Here is a 19,085-nt window from a genome sequence, read left to right on the forward strand (position 1 = left end):
GACATCAGCTCGACAGGCCGCCGACGGACCTCCCGGGCCGCGGTCAGCGGCACGTCAGCTCCTCCAGCACCCGGGCCAGGGCGGTGACCCCGGCCGCGCAGTCGGCGTCGCTGGCCGACTCCGCCGGCGAGTGCGACACCCCCGTCGGGTTGCGCACGAAGAGCATCGCCGTGGGCAGGTGCGCGGCGAGCACCCCGGCGTCGTGCCCGGCCCCGGTCGGCAGCACCGGCGCGTCGAGCAGGGCCGCCAGCCGGTCGGCCAGGCCACCGTCGAAGGAGACCAGCGGGGTGGCCGACTCCTCCGTCAGCGCCAGCTCCGTACCGTCGCGGCGGGCCCGCTCGGCGGCCTTCGCGCGTACCGCGTCGACCAGCCCCGTCAGCGTCTCCGGCTCGGCGGCCCGGGCGTCCAGCCAGCCGGTCACCTTCGACGGGATCGCGTTGGTGGCGTTCGGCTCGACCGCCACCCGGCCGACGGTGGCGTGGGCGCCGCGCAGCCGCGCCTCCTTGTTGGCCGCCAGCACCGTGAAGGCGTACGTCAGCATGGGGTCGCGGCGGTCGGCCATCCGGGTCGTACCGGCGTGGTTGCCCTCGCCGGTGAACTCGAAGCGCCAGCGGCCGTGCGGCCAGATCGCGCTCGCCACCCCGACCGGCGCGCCGGCGTCCACCATCGCGCGGCCCTGCTCGACGTGCAGCTCGACGAAGGCGGCGAAGCCGCCGAGCAGCTCGGGCCGGGCACCCGCCGGCCGGGCGCCCAGCGCCTCGGCGAAGCTCACCCCGCCGGCGTCGCGCAACCCGGCCGCGCGCTCCACCGCGATCTCCCCGGCGAGCAGGCGCGAGCCCAGGCACGGTACGCCGAAGCGCGCCCCCTCCTCCTCGACGAACGCGCCGACCACCACGGGTCGGGCCGGCGCGACGCCGGCCGCGCGCAGCTCGTCGACGGCGAGGAACGCGCTGACGACGCCGAGCGGCCCGTCGTAGGCCCCACCGTGCGGCACCGAGTCGAAGTGGCTGCCGGTGAGCACCGCGTCGCCGGCCTCCGGGTCACCCCACCGGGCGAACAGGTTGCCGTTGCCGTCGTCGGTGACCGGCATGCCCCGGCGGTCGGCCTGCTCGCGGAACCACTCCCGCAGCCGCAGCTCCGGCTCGGTCAGCGCGTACCGCAGGTAGCCGCCGCTGCCCTCGTCGCGCCCGACCGGTGCGATCTCGTCCCACAGCGCCCGGAACCGGTCGGCGAGGTCGCTCACGGGTTGCCACCCTCGGCCATGGGGGTGCGGACGCCGGTGGCCTGCGCGACCTCGCGGGCGGCGTCGTAGCCGGCATCGACGTGCCGGATGACGCCCATCGCCGGGTCGTTGGTCAGCACCCGCTCGATCTTCTGCCCGGCCAGCGCCGTGCCGTCGGCGACGCAGACCTGCCCGGCATGGATGGACCGGCCGATGCCGACGCCGCCGCCGTGGTGGATCGACACCCAGGACGCCCCGCTGGCGGTGTTGACAAGCGCGTTGAGCAGCGGCCAGTCGGCCACGGCGTCGGAGCCGTCGGCCATCGCCTCGGTCTCCCGGTAGGGACTCGCCACGCTGCCGCAGTCCAGGTGGTCCCGCCCGATCACCACGGGCGCGGACAGCTCGCCGGAGGCCACCATCTCGTTGAACCGCACGCCGGCCTTGTCCCGCTCGCCGTAGCCGAGCCAGCAGATCCGCGCCGGCAGGCCCTGGAACGCGACCCGCTCGCCGGCCATCCGGATCCACCGCGCGAGGGACTCGTTCTCCGGAAACAGCTCCAGGATCGCCCGGTCGGTGGCCGCGATGTCGGCCGGGTCCCCGGAGAGCGCCGCCCACCGGAACGGGCCCCTGCCCTCACAGAACAACGGCCGGATGTACGCGGGCACGAAGCCGGGGAAGTCGAAGGCCCGCTCGAACCCGCCCAGCTTCGCCTCGCCCCGGATCGAGTTGCCGTAGTCGAAGACCTCCGCGCCGGCGTCGAGGAACCCGACCATCGCCTCGACGTGCTTCGCCATCGACGCCCGCGCCCGATCGGTGAACTCGGCGGGCTTCGCCTTCGCGTAGTCCGGCGCGTCGGCCAGCTCCACCCCCTCCGGCACGTACGACAGCGGGTCGTGGGCGCTGGTCTGGTCGGTCACGATGTCGATGTCGACGCCCCGGCGCAGCAGCTCCGGGAAGACCGTCGCCGCGTTGCCCACCACGCCCACGCTCAGCGCCCGCCGGTCCCGCTTCGCGGCGAGCACCCGCGCGACGGCGTCGTCCAGCGAGTCGGCGACCTCGTCGAGGTAGCGGTCGTGCACCCGGCGGTCCAGGCGGGTCCGGTCCACGTCGACGATCAGGCAGACGCCGCCGTTCATGGTGACCGCGAGGGGCTGCGCCCCGCCCATCCCGCCGCAGCCGGCGGTCAGCGTCAGCGTGCCCGCGAGCGTGCCGCCGAACTTCTTCGCGGCGACGGCGGCGAACGTCTCGTAGGTGCCCTGGAGGATGCCCTGGGTGCCGATGTAGATCCACGAGCCGGCGGTCATCTGCCCGTACATGGTCAGGCCGAGCTGTTCGAGGCGGCGGAACTCCGGCCAGGTGGCCCAGTCGCCCACCAGGTTCGAGTTGGCCAGCAGCACCCGAGGCGCCCATTCGTGCGTACGCATCACGCCCACCGGCCGGCCGGACTGCACCAGCATGGTCTCGTCGTCGCGCAGGTCGGTCAGGGTGCGCACCAGCGCGTGGTACGACGGCCAGTCCCGCGCCGCCTTCCCGGTGCCGCCGTAGACCACCAGGTCGTCGGGGCGCTCGGCCACCTGCGGGTCGAGGTTGTTCATCAGCATCCGCAGCGCGGCCTCCTGGGGCCACCCACGGGCGGTGCGTTCGGTGCCGCGTGCGGCGCGTACGGGCTGGGTCATCTCGGCTCTCCTCCGGGTCATCCGAGGAACAACTGGCGGCGGGCGGCGGAGGCTTCGAAGGCCTCCAGCCGGCGCTGGGTGTCGGTCGGGGTGGCGTCGCAGATGGCCTGGAGCAGCACCATGGCCAGGGTCATCGGCGCGGTGTGCAGGTCGAAGACGAGCTGCGCGCCGACGGCGGCGGGCAGCACCACGTCGGCGTGCTCGGTGGCCGGGCTGACCGGGGAGTCGGTGATGGCCACCACGGTGAGGCCGGCGGCCCGGGCCTCGCGCAGCGCCTCCAGGGTCTCCCGGGGATAGCGGGGCAGGACGAAGGCGAGCAGGGCGCCCGCCCCGGCCTCGGCGGCCTGTTCGAGGCGGTCGGTGAGCAGGCTGCCGCCGTCGTCGAGCACCCGCACGTCGGGGTGCACCTTTGCGGCGAAGTAGGCGAAGTAGGCGGCCAGCGGGGCGGCGGCGCGCAGGCCCAGCACCGGCAGGGGGCGGCTGGCGGCCAGCAGCCTCCCGGTCTCGGCGATCCGGTCCCGGTCGGCGAGCTGCCCGGCGAGGCGGTCGAGGTTGCCGATCTCGGCGCGTACCGCCTGCTGGAGCTCGTTGCCGGCGTCGGTCGCGTCGCCCGGGGCGCCGGCGGACAGCTCGCGCAGCCGGCGGCGCAGCGCGGGGTAGCCGTCGTGGCCGAGCGCGACCGCGAACCGGGTGACCGACGGCTGGCTGACCCCCGCGAGCTCGGCGACCTCGGCCGCCGACAGGTACGCGGCGGCCGGCGCGTGCTGCACGAGGCAGTGCGCGATGCGGCGCTGGGTGGGGGTGAGCCGGACCCCCTGGAACAGGTCCAGCACCCGCTCGGTGGGCACCACGACAGCTCCATCATTCATGCCGCGACTCTATGCATGAAAACTTTCACAAAGCAACCGTCCGTCGCGGAGTTCCCCCAAGGAACTGCCCGTCCCGCTGAGTGTCGGGCCAGCGACCGGCAGGGGGAGAGCTGGCCCTGCCTCGGTACTATCCCCACGGCGTTGAGCGGAGGAGTGCGCATGCAGCCGGAAGGCCCCTACAGGTTCACCCACATGTTGGGCGGATCTCCGGTCGGAAAGGCCTGGGCTGCCATCGACGGACAGGGCCGCCTGGTCACCGTGGCGGTCCTGGACGCCGCAGTGGCCGCAGCCCCCGGGTGGCGGGAGGCGTTCGTGGGGATCGTCAACTCCCTCGCGCAGGCGCAGGCGCCGAACGCGCTGCCCTACACGTACGCGGACTTCTCGGCCGCCTCGCCCTGGGTGGCGTACTCCTCCGAGGTGGGCCCGGGGGCCGAGAAGCTCTTCCGGGCGCTCGGCGTCGAGTACGAGCCCGCGCCGGCCGCCGCGCCCCCCGTCTCGGCCCCTCCCCAGCAGGTCTCCGGAATTCCGCAGTCGGTCTCCGGGGTCCCTCACCCGGTCTCCGGGATGCCGCATCCGGTGTCCGGGCTGCCGCATGTGCCGTGGGCGATGCACACCAGCCCGGTCTCCGCCCAGCCGGCGTCGGCGACCCCGTACCCCGTCTCGGCCGCTCCGGCCTCGCCCGCCCCAGCGCAGGGCGTCCCGGCGCCGGTGGCCGGCGAGACGGTCCAGATGCCGGTCGTGCAGCCCCGCCCGCCCGCTGAGCCGCCGCCGGGCGACCCGTTCGCCGCGCCGGCCCGCCGGATCCAGTCCTCCACCCCGCCACCGCGCCGCACCGGGCGATGGGTCGTCGTCGCCGCGCTGCTGCTGGTGGCGGCCCTGGGTGCCGGGGTCGGCGGCTGGGCGGTCACGACGGGCGGCTCGGGCGAGCCGGCGGCTGCGCCCGCGCCCACCTCCACCGCCTTCCCGACCGCCACCCCGGTCAACCCGGGCCTCAAGCCCTGGGCGCAGGCGGCCCTCTACAGCCCGGAGGAACGGGCGCTGGCGACAGCGGCCCCGTCCATGGTCTTCGTGGAGGTCATCTTCACCGGCTACGTGCGGAACAAGCAGGGCGACGCCCCGCTGCGGGAGGCACCTGTCACGTTCAGCCGGCGATGCAGCGGGTTCGTGGTCAACCACGACGGACACGTCCTCACCAATGGTCAGTGCGTGCAGCCGACCGAGGACATCGTGCTCGCCGGCGCCCTCTCCGCCCTGGCCAACGTCCTCGTCAGCGAGAAGAAGCTCGACGCGAAGGACGTCTCCGCCTACACCCGGGCCAGGATGAGGACGACCCGCTTCACCGGCGCGGAGGCCACGACGGCCCCCGAGGTCAAGCTCTTCGGACAGCTGAACGCGGCCAAGGGCGACGTCACGGACAGCCCGGCGATCCCCGGCACCATCGTCCGGGCACTCACCCTGGAAGAGGGCAACCTCGCGCTGGTCAAGCTCGCCCAGCAGAACCTTCCCGCCGCCGAGCTGAACCCCTCCGCCGCCGTCAGCCCGGAGACCCCGCTGCTGATCCTGGGCTACGGCACCACCGACGCCAGCTTCCGGTCCGCCACCTACACGGTGCTGTCCAAGCCCGTGCGGGTGACCGGGGTGGACACCCAGTCCACGGTCGGCGCGTACCGCATCAGCGAGGACGTCGGCCTCTACTCCCGGGGCGGGATCGCGATCGACCCGCAGGGCCGCGTCGTCGGGTTGCTCGACAACGACCTCCTCCGGCCCGACAAGGCCAACCGGCTGGTCGCGCCGGTGTCCACGATGACCGGCCTGCTCGGCGCGGCGGGGGTGCAGAACAGCCTCGGTGAGCCCGACAAGCTCTACCGTTCCGGCCTGGACGCGTACTTCGCCGGCGACGAGTCGGTCGCGATCTCCCGCTTCTCCGGGGTGCTGGAGCAGTCCCCAGCCAACCTGCTGGCCCAGGCGTACCGTCAGGCGGCCGTCGACAGCGGTGGAGGCGAGGGCGGCTCGTCGGCCCGGCCGGGCTGGGCGGTGCCGCTGCTCGTCGCCTCCGGTGTCGTGCTCCTGATCGGGCTCGTCGCGCTGACCGCGATGTTGTTCAGCCGGCGCGGGAACCGGGCGTAGAGCGGGCCTGGCGCGTATCCCGGCGGCCGCGCCCATCCGGCGCCTACGGCCGGCGTCCGCCCGTACCGGTGAGGTAGGGGCCGAGGCGCGTGCCCAGCACGACCAGCGCGAAGGCCCAGGGCAGCACGAGGGTGGCCGCCAGGTCGGGCCACCCGCCGTCCGGGCCCGTGCGCAGGACCCAGAGCACCGCCGCGTGGCTCAGCACGACGGCGATGCCGCAGGCGGCGAGCCGGCCGACGACGTGCGCCGCGGGAGCGCCGACGCGCCCGTCGAGAGCCTCGGCCAGCAGGATGAATCCGCAGCTGAGCAGGATCGCGGTCAGCACACCGAACACCGGGTTGCCGAAGTCGCCGGCCTTGATGTCCAGCGAGCCACTCGCACCGACGAGCACCAGGCCCGTGCCGGCCGACACCATGCCGGCACCCATACCGGCGGACAACCGCGATCGCAGCTCACGCAGGTGGCGACCGCAGAGCACGAAGAGCAGGCAGGCCGGGACGAGGAACACGCCGAGCGGCCCGGCCGTGACCACTTCCGGAGCGAGGTGGGCGGCCAGCAGCCCCGCCAGGGCCACCCCCCAGGTGACGGCCGTCCCGAGCCGCTCCAGCCAGCGGTACGCGACCGCGATCAGGAACAGCACCGAGACGAACCAGAACGCCGAGAACGGCCGGACGGCGGCCGTGCCCCCGTACAGCGCTCCGCTGAAGGTGTCCGATCCCACGCCGCCCTTCACCGCCGCCGCGGCCGCGAGCATCGCGAGCAGGATCACCAGCCAGGCCAGGTACGGCACGCCGAGGGTCTGCCACCGCTTCCGCAACTCGCCGCCGACAGGTCGGCCGGGCGTCCAGAAGTAGCCGGTGAGGACGAAGAACAACGGGACGTGCCAGGTGTAGATGACCGCCCTGGTGGTGTCGTCGATCCAGATGTGGCCGACGACGACGGCCGCGATTCCGATGATCCGGAGGGTGTCGATCCCGACGGACCGGGTGCCCACCGCGGGCGTCGTGGTGGTAGCGGCCATGGCGGGCATCATCGCAGACAATGACGACGGGTCATGTCCCGCCCCGCGCCGACCGCCCCACCTCCCGACGGGGGTCAAGGGGCGACGCCGGGAGCGTGGCGTGGTCGCAGGTCCCGGGCGCGCACGATCCGTCGCCGCGCATCGCATAGCCTTGCCGCGACGAACCGTCCGACCAGTGGAGGTCCGAGGGTGCCCGATGCTCTCTCCCCCTTCCAGCGCTTCCGGTCCGTGCCCCGGAAGGTCTGGATCGCCGTGGGGACGGTCGGGCTGCTCGTCTTCTCGCTGGCGGTGCTCGCCTGGCCCTCGTCGCCAGCGGGAGAGCCGCTGGCGGCGTGGTCGACGCCCGGCGGCGACGGGACGCGACCGACGGCTGCCCCGGTCGACGGCACGACGTGCGCGGCGAACGTCACAGGCATGGCCGACTTCACGCCGGTCGCGGCGGTGGACCTGCCCGACCGCGTCGACTGGACGAACCGGAACCCGGCGTACGCGTTCGATCGCACCGCCGAGGTGGCTCGCGGCTTCGACCGGGTCGGCTACTGCCTGGAACTGACCGGCCCGGCCGGCCGGCAGTGGGTGTGGACCGCGATGGCGCCGTTCACCACCGACGCCCGCCGCCTCGGTCTGCCGACCCGGGGCGGCCAGATCGTGCGACAGCGGGTCAGTGACCTGGAGATCGCGTCCAACGTTTCGGGCCTGACGACCGGCACGGGGCTTCCCGGTTACCTGGAGATGTGGCCGAACTCGTACAACGCCGGGGCGTCAGGTCAGGTGCCCGGGGCCTCCTCCGCCCGTTTCGACGCCGACGACGACCTGCGGGGCGCCCTCGGGTACGGCTCGTTCCAGGTCCACCTGGTCGCCCCCACCCGCCCCTCCACCGTCGCACCGCAGACGGTGCTCGCGGTCAACGGGTTCACCTCGAAGAAGAACACGCTGTCGCTCGGCATCGGTACCGCCCCTGACGGCCACCCCGACTGGACGCTGGCCGACAACGCGGGCGCCTTCACCGAGCGCCGGTTGACGGTGTACGCGAGGCCGTCGGTGCTCACCCTCGCCCAACACCCCCGCGACCGGCAGCTGTACCCGAGGGACGCCGAGAACGGGGCCGTGGTCCCCGTCGCCGGCAAGGTGCGCGACGCCCGCGTCAGGGCCGTACGCCTCAAGATCACCAGCGGGGCCGAGGGATGGGAGGAGACCCTGCCGGTCACCGGTACCGGCGACTTCGCCTTCCGCCGGCGCATCCTGGCGGCGCTGCGGGAGTACCGCTTCGAGCTGCACGTGCTGGGCGACGGCCTGAGCCGCCGGGTCGGCCTCTGGGACGGGGTGGTCGCGGGTGACGTCTACGTCATCCAGGGCCAGTCCAACGCCGTCTCGGCGAAGTACCGGGGATCGTCCGCGGGGGAGGAGTCGCCCTTCGTCCGCAGCTACGGCTCGTCCACCGTGGACCGTACGCTCTCGGCGTCCGACCGGGGATGGAACTACGCGGTCAGCGAGGCGATCCGGCAGCCCGGCTCCGTCGGCCAGTGGGGGATCCGGATGGCCCACCGGCTCTCGGACACCTACCAGGTGCCGGTGGCCGTCCTCAACGGCGCCGAGAACGGCAGGCCCGTCTCGTTCTTCCAGCGCAACGACGCCAGCCCCGGCGACCTCGCCACCAACTACGGTCGCCTGCGGCAGCGTCTGGTGGCCGCCGGGGTGACCGGGCGGGTCCGGGCCGTGCTCTGGTACCAGGGCGAGTCGGACGACGACGACGCCGCACGGCACGTGGCCGGGTTCACCGCTCTGCTCAGCGACTGGCGACGGGAGATCGGCACCGACATCCCTGGCGGAAGCCGTTACTACGTCTTCCAGGTGCGCACCTCGCCCTGCGGTGACGGTGGTACCGGCCAACTGCGGGAGGCCCAGCGGCGGATGCGCGACACCCTCGGCGTGACGGTGCTGTCCACCAACGGCCTGTCCGGCCACGAGGGCTGCCACTTCGCGTGGGAGCAGGGCTACCGCGAGCTGGGCGACCGGGTCTTCCGCGTGCTGGCCCACGACCTGTACGGCGGTCCGGGGGACGGGGTGGCCTCCCCCGACCCGCGGTCGGCGGCCTTCGCCGACGCCCGACGCACCGAGGTGGTCGTCCAACTGCGCGACGACGACCCGCTCACGGTCCAGCCCGGTGCGCAGGCGGACTTCCGCGTCCACGGCGGCACCGTCACCGTCACCGGCGTCGCGTACCGCGACGGCGGCCGGCTGGTGCTGACCCTGTCCGGCCCGGCCGACGGCGTCTCGGGGGTGAGCTACCTGGGCCACGCCGGGGCGGGGCCGTGGATCGTCAACGCGACGGGCACCGGGCTGCTGGCCTTCCACAACCTGACGATCGCCGCCGGCCCTCCTCCCTCCGGCGGCTCGTGATCCACCCGGGCCGGCTGGCCAGCGCCTGGTCGCCGCTGCGCGCCACGCTCCGGCGGGCCCGCAGGTTCACCGATCGGTCAGCGCCCCGGTCCTCCGGCCCTGCGCGTGCCACGGTGCCAGCTTCCGCAACGCCGCCCACCGTCCGTCCGGCCGGTCGGCGGCGTCCACCGGCCCGGTGGCCGGCACCGGGTCCGCGGTGGCGGACGCCGAGGAGGTCAGCATGAGCGCGATGAAGATCCACGACAGCCCGTCGACCGAGAGCGGGTTCCAGGTGACCTCGGTGAACGAGTAGATGACGAGCAGCACGACGGGCGCCTTCGCGGAGAAGGCCCGACCGTCGGTGACGCTCCCGTGCAACAGGGTCGTCGCCCACAGGCCCCACAGCGTCAGCGCGACCAGGCCACCGGCGAAGACGACCAGGACGTACCCCGAGTGGAAGAAGTGGGTGGGCGCCTCGCCGACGTCGCGCAGGTAGTACCACTTGGAGACCCCGACGCCGGTCGCCTCCGTGCCGGCGATGTACTCGCGGGCGGCCATCCAGATGTTGCCGCGATTACTCAGGGTGGTCTTCGACGCCGTCCACGTCAGGTAGGTGGCCAGCCCGAGGGCGGCCACCACCAGGGCCACGCAGAGAGGGAAGCTGATCCGGAGGAACTGCCGCCACCGTTCGAGGACGAGGCTGCCGAGCAGCCAGAGGCCGGCGGCGGCGAGGGCCAGGTAGCTGGTTCGCGAGCCCGTGGCGACGATGATCAGCAGGCAGAAGGACGCCGATGCCAGCAGTTCCAGCCTCCGCATCGCGCAGAGGCTGGCGACCAGCGTGAACGACGCGAGCATGGCGATGTAGTTCTCGGAGTCGTAGAAGCTCTTGAACAGTGCCCCCGCCATCGAGCACTTCTCCAGCTTCCCGGCGGTGCACGCCCGCCACGACTGCCCGGAGAAGAGGGTCGGGATCGTCATCACCGACAGGACGGCCAGCCCCGTCCAGGCCATCGCCCGGCTGGTGAGGGCGGTGTCCCGGGACAGCAGGGCCACGGCGAGCAGCAGCAGCGCGGACGCCCCGTACGCCGCGAGTCTCGAGCCGTAGAGCCCGGCACCACTGAGGCTGTCCACGGCGAAACACCAGGCGAGCAGCGCACCGGCCATCAGCAGGCTGATCCGGCGCCAGATGTCGGTGGAGCCGCGCAGGCTGCGGCGGCCCGACACGACCAGCCAGACCAGCAGGCACAGCACCAGCAGCCCGATGAGCGCGGAACTACGGTCGCCGGCGAGCACGGGCGCGGCGTTGGTGAGCACCGCGAACCCGATGAGGGCGACCGCCGGTGCGCCGCCGCCGAAGGACGCGGTGACCTGCCGCCGGGAACGGACCAGCCAGACGGCCACCGTGAGACCACTCACCGTCAGCAGGAAAGCGAAGAGGCCGACCAACTCAGGCCCTTTCTCTCGACGACGTCGGACCGGCGGTCGGCACGGCGTCACCCGGCGGCTGCCGGCGAAGGGCGGCGGCGAGGCAGCCCCACAGCAGTACGCAGAGGAGCGCGTCGCAGACCAGGCTGGAGACGACGGCTCCCTGCCAACCGTAGGCGGGGATGAGCCAGACGTTCAGCAACGCGTTGACGACCCCGACCGCGATCTGACACACCGTACGGCGGCCCTGCATCCGGCTGCCCGAGAGGGTGTCGGCCGCGAGGTAGTGCAGCGCCTTCAGCACGAGCAGCGCACTCAGCCCCTGCAGCGCCGTCTCGGCCGCCGCGAATTCGGCCCCGAAGACGTACGGCATCGTCCACGCGAACGCGACGAGCGCCAGGCTGGCCGGCGCGCTGAACATCAGGTAGCGCGGCAGCAGCCGCCGGGTGAGGGCGAAGGCGGCCCGGGTCCCGTCCCGGCCGGCCTCGAAGAACTTGGGGTACGCGACCGCCGCCATGGAACGGCCGGGGGTGTACGCGAAGTCGACCACCCGGTACGCCGCCGCGTAGATGGCGGCGCTCTCGGGGGTACTCAGTCGCGACAACATGACCTTGTCGAGGTCGTTGTAGACGGTCTGGGCCGACAGCCCCACGGCGAACAGCATCCCGGTCCGGGCCTGCCCCAGCGCGCCGCGGATGTCGAAGCCGAACCCGCCCGCGCCGCGCAGCCCGAACCCGATCACGAGCACGCTGACGACGGCGGAGATGACGGCCGACAGGGTCGCCCAGCCGTACAGCGTCATCGGTCCCGCGGCCGCGATGCCCAGGGCCAGCGCTCCGGCCAGCCGACACACGTGCAGGAGCGCGGGGATGACCGAGGCGAGGAAGACCTGGCCCCGGGCCTGCACCGAGGCGGCCACGACCTCGACCAGGCGCCACGCCACCAGGTCGGCGAAGGCGAGGCAGGCGACCGCGACCACGCTCACCTGGGCACCCCAGATGGCCACCCCCGCGGCGGTCACCAGGACGGTCGCGCCCGCGCCGAAGACGAGGGTGAGCAGCAGGCCCCGGGCGAGATGGCGGGGCCAGTCGGACGGCGAGTCGGCGTAGCTCTGGAAGATCAGGCTCGGCGCCCCGGCCGACGCGAACGGGGACACCACGGCGATGAGCGCGGTGATGCCGACGAACAACCCGTAGGTGTCGATCGGCATCTCCCGCGCGAGGAGGACGAAGAGCGCACCCTGCGCGATGGTTCGCAGCAGGGTCCCGGTGAAGAACTTCCCGGACTTGCGCAGGAAGCCGTCGCCCCGGCCGGACAGGGCGGACCTCCGCCGGTGTGATCGCGGGCGGACACCTTCGGGGGCCGCCACGGACCCGGCCGTGCCCCGGGCGGACGTCACCGCTGCAACGCCTCCACCCACTGGCGGCTGACCACGGCGGGATCGAGGGCCGCGCAGCGTGCGTGCCAGGCCTTCTCGAAGTCGGCGTGGGTGGGACGCGCCTCCTGCGTCATCCTCCGCACCGCCTCCGCGAGCGCCACGGGGGTGGGCGCCGCCGCCAGCGCCCCCGGCACCAGCGTCGGGATCAGCTCGTCCAGCGCGGGCACCGGCAGCGTGGCGACGGGCAGGCCGGCCTCGGCCGCCTCGACCAGGCTGAACCCGAACGTCTCGGCTCGGGAGGGGTGCACCAGCAGATCGGCCTCGGCGAGGAGCCCGCCGACGCCGGGAACCCGGCCCAGGAACGTCACGCGGCCCTCCAGGCCCAGGTCGCGCGCCTGGTTCTGGAGTAGTTCGCGTTCTTCGCCGTCGCCGGCCAGCGTCAGGTGGTAGGTCTCCGGCAGGAGGGCGAGGGCGGACAGGGCGCAGGAGTGGTTCTTGTACGGACGGAAGGCCGCGGTGGTGAGGAGTTGGATCCTGCGCGGGTCGACGACGTCCCGGGGCGCGACGAACGGGGTGAGCGGCATCGGGTTGGTGATGGTGACGACGGGCTGCTCCGGTGCGAGGTGCCGTACCGTCCTCGCGACGCCCCCCGAGACGGCCACGACGAGCCGGGGCCGCAGCACACCGACCCGGGTGACCCGGGCGAGCGTCCGCACCCTGCGGTCGATGCGCAGCCGCTCCGGGAGCAGGGAGTGTTCCCATGCCACGAAGCTCCTGCCGGACCCGGCGAGCGCCGCGCCCGCCGGCACGCTTCCCCACAGGCCGCTGGCCACGATCTCGACGTCCTTCGGCAGTGCCTGCAACCGTCGGCGCAGCGGCGGCACCGCCTCCATCAGGCGGGTGATCCGGGACCCCAGGCTGAGGGTGTCGATCGGCAGGTCGCCGAGGCCGGCCGGGATCCCCCGCGACATCACGGTCGCCGAGACCTCCACGCCCTGCGCCTTCAGGCCCTGCATGAGCAGCGCGGCCGCCCGCTCCATGCCGTAGAAGGGCTCCAGTTGGGGCAGCACGAAGTGCAGACGCATCAGCGTTCTCCGTCGGTCGGGCGGGCACCGGCGGCGACGCGGGACTTGCGCATCGCCACCCGTTCCAGGGTGGCCCGCGGCACGAGGCCGAGAGCGGCCAGCACCGCGTTACGGGCCGACGGCGGCGAGTTCCGGCGGATGGCGCGCACCATCTCCCGTACGCCCTGCCCGTCGCGGGACTGGAGGGCGTAGCGGAGGGTCTGCGCGGCGATGAAGTCGGAGAAGGTCTCGGGGGACCACACGCCCTCCCACCGCTTGGCCCACTCCCACGACTGGCGCCAGTCGGCACGGGCGGAGATGGAGCCGGGGCTGCCCACGGTGTAGACGGCGGTGGCCTCCTCCACCTGCACGATCCTGGCGCGGGGCAGGCGAGCCGCCCGCACCAGCCAGTCCCAGTCCTGGTGCCGGGGCAGCGTCTCGTCCCACGGGCACCGGGTGGCCAGTTCGTGGGTGGTCACCAGGGTGGAGGTGGGCAGCGACTGGCGGCCGACGCCGAGGTGTCGGCGGCGGAAGAGGTAGTCCTCGGGAAGCATGCCGTCGCTGATCAGCGTTTCCGGGGCGGCGGTCGGCAGGGGAGCGGCGCCGGCCTTGCGTTGCAGGATCCGGGACGACACGACGGGCAGCCAGCCCTCGGCGGCCAGCCGGTCGACCACCGGTACCTGGACCGCCAGCTTCGTCGGGAGCCAGGTGTCGTCGTCGTCCAGGAACGCCACGTGGCTGCCCGGGGCGGCGTGTGCGACCCCGAGGTTACGCGCGTGCGAGCCCCGCCGGCCCCCGCCGGTGCACACGATCTCGTCCACGTGCCCCCGCAGCTCCTGCACGGACGCGGGAACCTCGGCCAGGTCGCAGACGACCACGATGTGTACGGACACCCCCTGCTGCCCCCGCGCCGAGAGCACCGCCTCCGCGATGCTGGGCCTGCCCGTGGTCGGGATCACGACCGAAACGTCCGGCAATTGACTCTCCAAGCACTCGGCGCGCGGTGGACGGCGAGCGCGCACAGGAAACAGCAGACTGTGGGGCCGGGGCAAGGGTGCCCGCGGAATCCCCGGTCGGGTGGGCCGTCGAGGGGACGGCCCCCGCTCAGCGGCTCAGCGACCACCGCCGCGGAAGACTTCGGACACCGTCCGGATCAGCACCTTGGCGTCGAGCCACAGCGACCAGTTCTCGATGTAGTAGTTGTCGAACCGCGCCCGGTCGGAGATCGGGGTGTCACCACGCAGGCCACTGACCTGCGCCAGCCCGGTGAGCCCCACCGCGACCCGGTGACGCATGGCGTAGTTGGGGTACTCGGCCGAGAACTTCTCGACGAAGAACGGCCGCTCGGGCCGGGGCCCGACGACGCTCATGTCGCCCCGCAGGATGTTCCAGAGCTGCGGCAGCTCGTCCAGCGACGTGCGGCGCATGAAACGGCCGATCGGTCCGACGCGTTGGTCGTGCGCGATCGACCAGTTCGTCTGCGACTCGTGCTCGTCGACGGGACGCATCGAGCGGAACTTGATGATGTGGAACGGCTTGCCGTGGCGGCCGATCCGCTCCTGGTAGAAGAAGATGCCCGGGCCGCCGTCGAGAAGCGTCGCGATGGCGCAGAGCAGGAGGACGGGGCTCAGCAGGAGCAACGCGGTGGCGGCGAAGGCGATGTCCGACGCGCGCTTGAGCGCCCAGCGGGGCCCGGACAGCGTGATGTCGCCGACCTTGACGATCGGGATCGCGCCGATGTGGTCGCCGTGCGAACGGGAGCCCCAGAGCCGCGGCACCGCCCACAGGTCGCAGCTCGCGCTGCGGGGCTGGCGGAGGACCTCCATCAGGGTCAGCTCCGGGCAGATCGGGTCGGCGATGATGAGCACGTCGCACTCGACCATCCGCACGAGCGGTTCCAGCTGGTCCAGGGTGCCGATCAGTGGGAGCGCCGCCGGCGTCTGCGGGGGCGTGGAGTCGACGCAGCCGACGAAGCGCAGCCCGTACTGGGGGTAGCGGCGCAACAGCCGGGCCAGTTCCACGGCGATCGGGCCGCTGCCGATGATGATGGCGTTGTGCTCCACCCACCGACGCTTGCGCGCGATGGTGGCGAACTCCCGCGAGAAGGCACGACCGACGAGGACCAGCCCGGCCGCGATGATCACCCCGCGCGCGAACCCGCCCACGTAATCGGCGGAGTCGTGACGCAGCGCCGCGACGATGGTGACCACGGCCGCGGACGCGAGCAACCGTCCGCAGAGGCTCGGCAGCTCGTCGAGGATGCTCACGTGGCGACGGGCCCGGTAGAGCCCGCCTGCCGCGAAGATGGCCACCGTCAGGCCGGCCATGCCCAGCGTCCCGCGCCAGTACTGGTGGCTGAACAGCAGGGGCGCCAGCAGGGCGGCCACGTCGACGGGGGCCGTCATCATCCAGGCCCGCAGCCCCCGGGTGCGCGTGGACGCGCGGGAACTCGCGTACGGCAGCACCGCCGTCACGTCGAGGCCGGGCCGGGGCGCTCCGCTCGCCTGACCGCCTGCCGGTGGCGTGGAGGTGGGCAGCGAACCGGTGGCACCGCCTGTGGCGTCCGCCTCGTCGCTCACCCCCACGGCCATGCCTCGTGCCGCCGCCTCATCGCGCTGCGGTGTCGTGGCGTGGTGGCCCATCGCCTGTTGCCTGGACATGGTTGGTCCTTCCCCGTTGACTGCCCCGGGGCGGCACACGGCGGCTTCGAGGCGAACGAAGGATACGACCGGGGCGGGCGGCCCACCAGAGCCGCATCGGGCAGTCCGACCTCCTACTTTCCGGCGTTGAGGATGTCTGCTACGGCGTCCCGCCGGACCGCGTCGTAGAAGGACCTGGCCTTGTCGGTGTTCGCGAACACGACGCTCTCGCTGCCCACCCGACCGGTGCCCTTCGTCGGGCTGGTGATGAAGCGCAGGTTGTTGCCGCGCAGGCCGCGCAGGTCGGTCGCCATGCTCAGCAGGGACATGTCCTCGTCCACCGACACGGCATTCGACGTGGCCTTGACGAAGGAGTTCAGCCTTCCCGGGTTCGTGACGATGCCTCCGGACACGGCCCGGTCGAGGATGGCCTTGATGACCTGCTGCTGGTGTCGGATGCGGGCGAAGTCCCCGTCGGGGAACTGCTTGCGCTGGCGCGAGTAGTCGAGTGCCGTCTCGCCGTCCATCCGCTGCATCCCCTGCCGGAAGGTACGGAACGGGGGGTGGATCGAGGTGAAGTTCTTCTCCGCGTTGATGTCGATGCCGCCCAGGGCGTCGATGATCTCCTTGAACCCTGCGAAGTCGACCATCATGACGTGGTCGATCCGCACGCTCGTGAACTTCTCGACGGTCTGCACCATCAACGGCACGCCACCCCATGCGTACGCTGCGTTGATCTTCGCGTCCCGGCCGCCCTGGTTGCCCTCCTTGGACCGGGGCACGGCGACCCAGGTGTCCCGGGGGATCGAGATGAGCTGGGCGCTCGACCGGTCCTTCGGCAGGTGGGCCAGGATGATCGTGTCGGTGCGCGAGCCCGACGTGCTCTCCGGGTCGCGGGTGTCGCTGCCCAGGATCAGGATGTTCATCGCGCCCTTGGCCACCGCCTGCGGGCGCCCCGCCTCGGGCACGTCCGCGAACGCGTCGACACGCTCGATGTCCGACTCCACCGAACGCAGGTAGAGCCCACCGGCGATCATGCCACCGCCGCCGAGCAGCGCCACCACCAGCAGGCTGATGAGGGCGACGCGTCGCCACCGGCGACGAGGCTTCGCGTGCTTGCCCGGCTGACGATCGGTCTGGTCGGCGACCGCCTCCGGCTCGACGGACTGTTGTGGAACTGGCATGGCGGCGATGCTACTTATCCGCGAGGACGTGCGCGTACCCTCATCCGGCCGATGGCCGCCCCCGTCCGTGCAGACCCGTCCACCTTGTCATGCGACATCAGGGCCCGAACCTGCCAACCAACTTGTGCGCGGGGTGTGCTCTGCACTACACCTGCTCGCCTGCGGCTGGTAGAACCCTTGCGTGGACGCAACGAAGCTCCGACGGGCCATCGCCCGCACCCGCCTTGCCCCCGTCGCGGCCTTCCCCAAGCGCCTGGCCCGCGTCGCCCGCCACGACGCCAAGGTGCTGCGCACCTCGGCCCGCTGGCTGGTCACCTCGCGCGAGCACCACAACTACACGTACGAGCTGACCAAGCTGAGCCGGCACCACCTCGCCTGGTTCGTCAGCGTGGTCTGCGACGTGCCCGTCAAGCAGGTCCGCGCGTACTTCGCCGAGATCGAGTCGGACGACGTGCTGCGCCGGCACATCGAGTCCGCCACCGCCGGCGCCGCCCGCCGGGGCCTGGCCGACCGGCAGGTCCGCTACGCCCGCCGCATCGGCTGGTACGCCATCGTGCGCGCCACGAAGCCGACGCACGTGGTCGAGACCGGCGTCGACAAGGGACTGGGCAGTTGCGTGCTCGCCGCCGCGCTGCTGCGCAACGCCGCCGAGGGGCAGCCCGGCCGGGTCACCTCGCTGGACATCAACCCGGAGGCCGGCTACCTCGCCCGGACCGCGCCCTGGTCGGAGGTGGTCGACCTGGTGATCGGCGACTCGATCGCCTCCATCGCCGCGCTGGACCGGCCGGTCGACCTCTTCCTGCACGACAGCGACCACAGCCGGGCCCACGAGAAGCGCGAGTTCGAGGCGGTCGAGGGCAGGCTGGCGCCGGGCGCGATCCTGCTCACCGACAACGTCACCGCCACCAACGTGCTCGCCGAGCACGCCGAGCGCACCGGCCGACGCTTCCTCGCCTACCGGGAGACCCCCGCCAACCACTGGTACCCGGGGGACGGCATCGGCGTCGCCTGGTGATCGCGGTCGTGCGGGCCGGGTCGGCGCGAGATGCCGGAGGTCCTCGACCAGCCGGGGCGCGCTGAGCGGGCGTCCCACGCGACGACGCCGGCACGGGAGCAGGCGGGGGCGACGGTCGCGCGCGGGCCGTGGCAGGGTGGTCGGATGCGGTTGAGCGCCATCCACACGTACCCCGTCAAGGGTTGTCGCCGGCTCGACCACGACGTCGCGGGCGTCGAGCCGTGGGGCCTGGCCGGCGACCGCCGCTGGATGATCGTCGACGCGGACGGCGTCGGCGTCACCCAGCGGGAGACCACGCGCCTGGTCGGCCTGCACGCCACGCCCCACGACGGCGGCCTGCTGCTGCGCGCCGAGGGGCACGACGACCTGGCCGTGCCCGAGCCCGTCGGCGGCGAACCCGTCGCGGTGCGGACCTTCCGCAACCGCAAGCTGCCGGTGCCGGCGCTCCCCGCCGGGCCGGCGGCCGACGCCTGGATCGGCGCGCTCCTGGGCCGCGCCGTCCGGCTGGTCTGGCTCGCCCGACCGACCCGGCACATCCCGCCGGGGGACCGGGAGCACGACACCGGTGAACAGGTCAGCTTCGCCGACGCCTACCCGCTGCTGCTGGCCACCGCCGCCTCGCTCGACGCGCTCAACGGGTGGCTCGCCGAGGCCGGCGAGGAGCCCGTGCCGATGGCGCGGTTCCGCCCCAACCTGGTGGTGGAGGGCGCGCCGGCCTGGGCCGAGGACGACTGGGTCGGCCGCCGGCTGCGCATCGGCGCCGCCCGCTTCCGCGCCGCCGGGCCGTGCGACCGCTGCGTGGTCACCACCACCGACCAGGAGACGGGGGTACGCGGGAAGGAACCCCTGCGCACCCTCGCCCGGCACCGCAAGGTCGACCAGAAACTCCTCTTCGGTCTGCACCTGGTTCCTGAGGCGACGGGCAGGATCGCGGTGGGTGACCTGCTCGTGCCGGATTCCTCCTCGTGAGGTGGGTGCGCGGCCGGGCTCTGCCGCACCACGTCTGCGGGTCCGCGCCGGCGGTGTCGAGGCGATCGCGGCGGTGACGCTGTGGGCGAGTGTCGATCTGCGGCGACAACCCCGGCG

The 19,085-nt window shown here is 73.1% G+C and carries 14 protein-coding genes; 4 read left to right on the top strand and 10 right to left on the bottom strand.

Annotated elements, in window-relative coordinates:
• Positions 1–43: 43 nt before the first annotated feature.
• From AC0OO9_RS20345 to AC0OO9_RS20355, 3 genes are read right to left on the bottom strand one after another with little or no spacing between them, the layout of a single operon-like run.
• A complete protein-coding gene (locus tag AC0OO9_RS20345; protein WP_484511613.1) occupies positions 44–1,243 on the bottom strand; it encodes an allantoate amidohydrolase in 1,200 nt (399 codons plus the stop codon).
• Positions 1,240–2,898, bottom strand: a complete 1,659-nt coding sequence (gene hutU, locus AC0OO9_RS20350) for a urocanate hydratase (RefSeq protein ID WP_484511615.1) — start codon at positions 2,896–2,898, stop codon at positions 1,240–1,242. The genes AC0OO9_RS20345 and hutU overlap by 4 nt, the downstream gene beginning before the upstream one ends.
• 17 nt (positions 2,899–2,915) lie before the next feature.
• Positions 2,916–3,767: a MurR/RpiR family transcriptional regulator gene (locus AC0OO9_RS20355; RefSeq protein WP_484511616.1), complete on the bottom strand. Its 852-nt coding sequence runs from the start codon at positions 3,765–3,767 to the stop codon at positions 2,916–2,918.
• 159 nt (positions 3,768–3,926) lie between these two features.
• On the opposite strand from AC0OO9_RS20355, the gene AC0OO9_RS20360 reads away from it, so the two are divergent.
• Positions 3,927–5,894, top strand: a complete 1,968-nt coding sequence (locus AC0OO9_RS20360) for a trypsin-like peptidase domain-containing protein (RefSeq protein WP_484511617.1) — start codon at positions 3,927–3,929, stop codon at positions 5,892–5,894.
• A gap of 43 nt (positions 5,895–5,937) precedes the next feature.
• Here the strand turns inward: AC0OO9_RS20360 and AC0OO9_RS20365 are convergent, their stop codons facing one another.
• Positions 5,938–6,915: an acyltransferase family protein gene (locus AC0OO9_RS20365; RefSeq protein WP_484511619.1), complete on the bottom strand. Its 978-nt coding sequence runs from the start codon at positions 6,913–6,915 to the stop codon at positions 5,938–5,940.
• Positions 6,916–7,104: 189 nt separating this feature from the next.
• Between AC0OO9_RS20365 and AC0OO9_RS20370 the strand changes: the two genes are divergently transcribed.
• Positions 7,105–9,315 carry a sialate O-acetylesterase gene (locus AC0OO9_RS20370; RefSeq protein ID WP_484511620.1) on the top strand — a complete coding sequence of 737 codons (2,211 nt, stop codon included), beginning with the start codon at positions 7,105–7,107 and terminating at the stop codon, positions 9,313–9,315.
• A gap of 66 nt (positions 9,316–9,381) precedes the next feature.
• Here the strand turns inward: AC0OO9_RS20370 and AC0OO9_RS20375 are convergent, their stop codons facing one another.
• The 6 genes from AC0OO9_RS20375 to AC0OO9_RS20400 form a co-directional block, all read right to left on the bottom strand.
• A complete protein-coding gene (locus tag AC0OO9_RS20375; RefSeq protein WP_484511621.1) occupies positions 9,382–10,710 on the bottom strand; it encodes an O-antigen ligase family protein in 1,329 nt (442 codons plus the stop codon).
• A gap of 31 nt (positions 10,711–10,741) precedes the next feature.
• Positions 10,742–12,088, bottom strand: coding sequence for a lipopolysaccharide biosynthesis protein (locus AC0OO9_RS20380; protein WP_484511622.1), 1,347 nt, complete (start codon positions 12,086–12,088; stop codon positions 10,742–10,744).
• Positions 12,089–12,114: 26 nt separating this feature from the next.
• Positions 12,115–13,182: a glycosyltransferase gene (locus AC0OO9_RS20385; protein ID WP_484511624.1), complete on the bottom strand. Its 1,068-nt coding sequence runs from the start codon at positions 13,180–13,182 to the stop codon at positions 12,115–12,117.
• Positions 13,182–14,120 (bottom strand): glycosyltransferase family 2 protein, encoded by a 939-nt coding sequence (locus AC0OO9_RS20390; protein WP_484511625.1) that lies wholly within the window; start codon positions 14,118–14,120, stop codon positions 13,182–13,184. Before AC0OO9_RS20390 ends, AC0OO9_RS20385 begins: the two co-directional genes overlap by 1 nt.
• Positions 14,121–14,273: 153 nt before the next feature.
• Positions 14,274–15,821 carry a sugar transferase gene (locus tag AC0OO9_RS20395; RefSeq protein WP_484511627.1) on the bottom strand — a complete coding sequence of 516 codons (1,548 nt, stop codon included), beginning with the start codon at positions 15,819–15,821 and terminating at the stop codon, positions 14,274–14,276.
• Positions 15,822–15,934: 113 nt separating this feature from the next.
• On the bottom strand, positions 15,935–16,984 hold the full coding sequence (locus AC0OO9_RS20400; RefSeq protein ID WP_484511628.1) for an LCP family protein: 1,050 nt from the start codon (positions 16,982–16,984) through the stop codon (positions 15,935–15,937).
• Between the two features lie 181 nt (positions 16,985–17,165).
• On the opposite strand from AC0OO9_RS20400, the gene AC0OO9_RS20405 reads away from it, so the two are divergent.
• Positions 17,166–17,999, top strand: coding sequence for a class I SAM-dependent methyltransferase (locus AC0OO9_RS20405; RefSeq protein WP_484511630.1), 834 nt, complete (start codon positions 17,166–17,168; stop codon positions 17,997–17,999).
• A 144-nt stretch (positions 18,000–18,143) separates the two neighbouring features.
• Positions 18,144–18,968, top strand: a complete 825-nt coding sequence (locus tag AC0OO9_RS20410) for an MOSC domain-containing protein (protein ID WP_484511631.1) — start codon at positions 18,144–18,146, stop codon at positions 18,966–18,968.
• Positions 18,969–19,085 lie beyond the last annotated feature (117 nt).

The sequence above is a fragment of the Micromonospora sp. USAFONa4 genome (genome assembly GCF_057197825.1).

What these genes read in the sequence shown, in the direction of transcription:
- hutU (WP_484511615.1), bottom strand. Translation starts at nt 2,898, where the DNA reads ATGACCCAGCCCGTACGCGCCGCACGCGGCACCGAACGCACCGCCCGT.
- AC0OO9_RS20355 (WP_484511616.1), bottom strand. Translation starts at nt 3,767, where the DNA reads ATGAATGATGGAGCTGTCGTGGTGCCCACCGAGCGGGTGCTGGACCTG.
- AC0OO9_RS20360 (WP_484511617.1), top strand. Translation starts at nt 3,927, where the DNA reads ATGCAGCCGGAAGGCCCCTACAGGTTCACCCACATGTTGGGCGGATCT.
- AC0OO9_RS20365 (WP_484511619.1), bottom strand. Translation starts at nt 6,915, where the DNA reads ATGGCCGCTACCACCACGACGCCCGCGGTGGGCACCCGGTCCGTCGGG.
- AC0OO9_RS20385 (WP_484511624.1), bottom strand. Translation starts at nt 13,182, where the DNA reads ATGCGTCTGCACTTCGTGCTGCCCCAACTGGAGCCCTTCTACGGCATG.
- AC0OO9_RS20395 (WP_484511627.1), bottom strand. Translation starts at nt 15,821, where the DNA reads ATGTCCAGGCAACAGGCGATGGGCCACCACGCCACGACACCGCAGCGC.
- AC0OO9_RS20400 (WP_484511628.1), bottom strand. Translation starts at nt 16,984, where the DNA reads ATGCCAGTTCCACAACAGTCCGTCGAGCCGGAGGCGGTCGCCGACCAG.
- AC0OO9_RS20410 (WP_484511631.1), top strand. Translation starts at nt 18,144, where the DNA reads ATGCGGTTGAGCGCCATCCACACGTACCCCGTCAAGGGTTGTCGCCGG.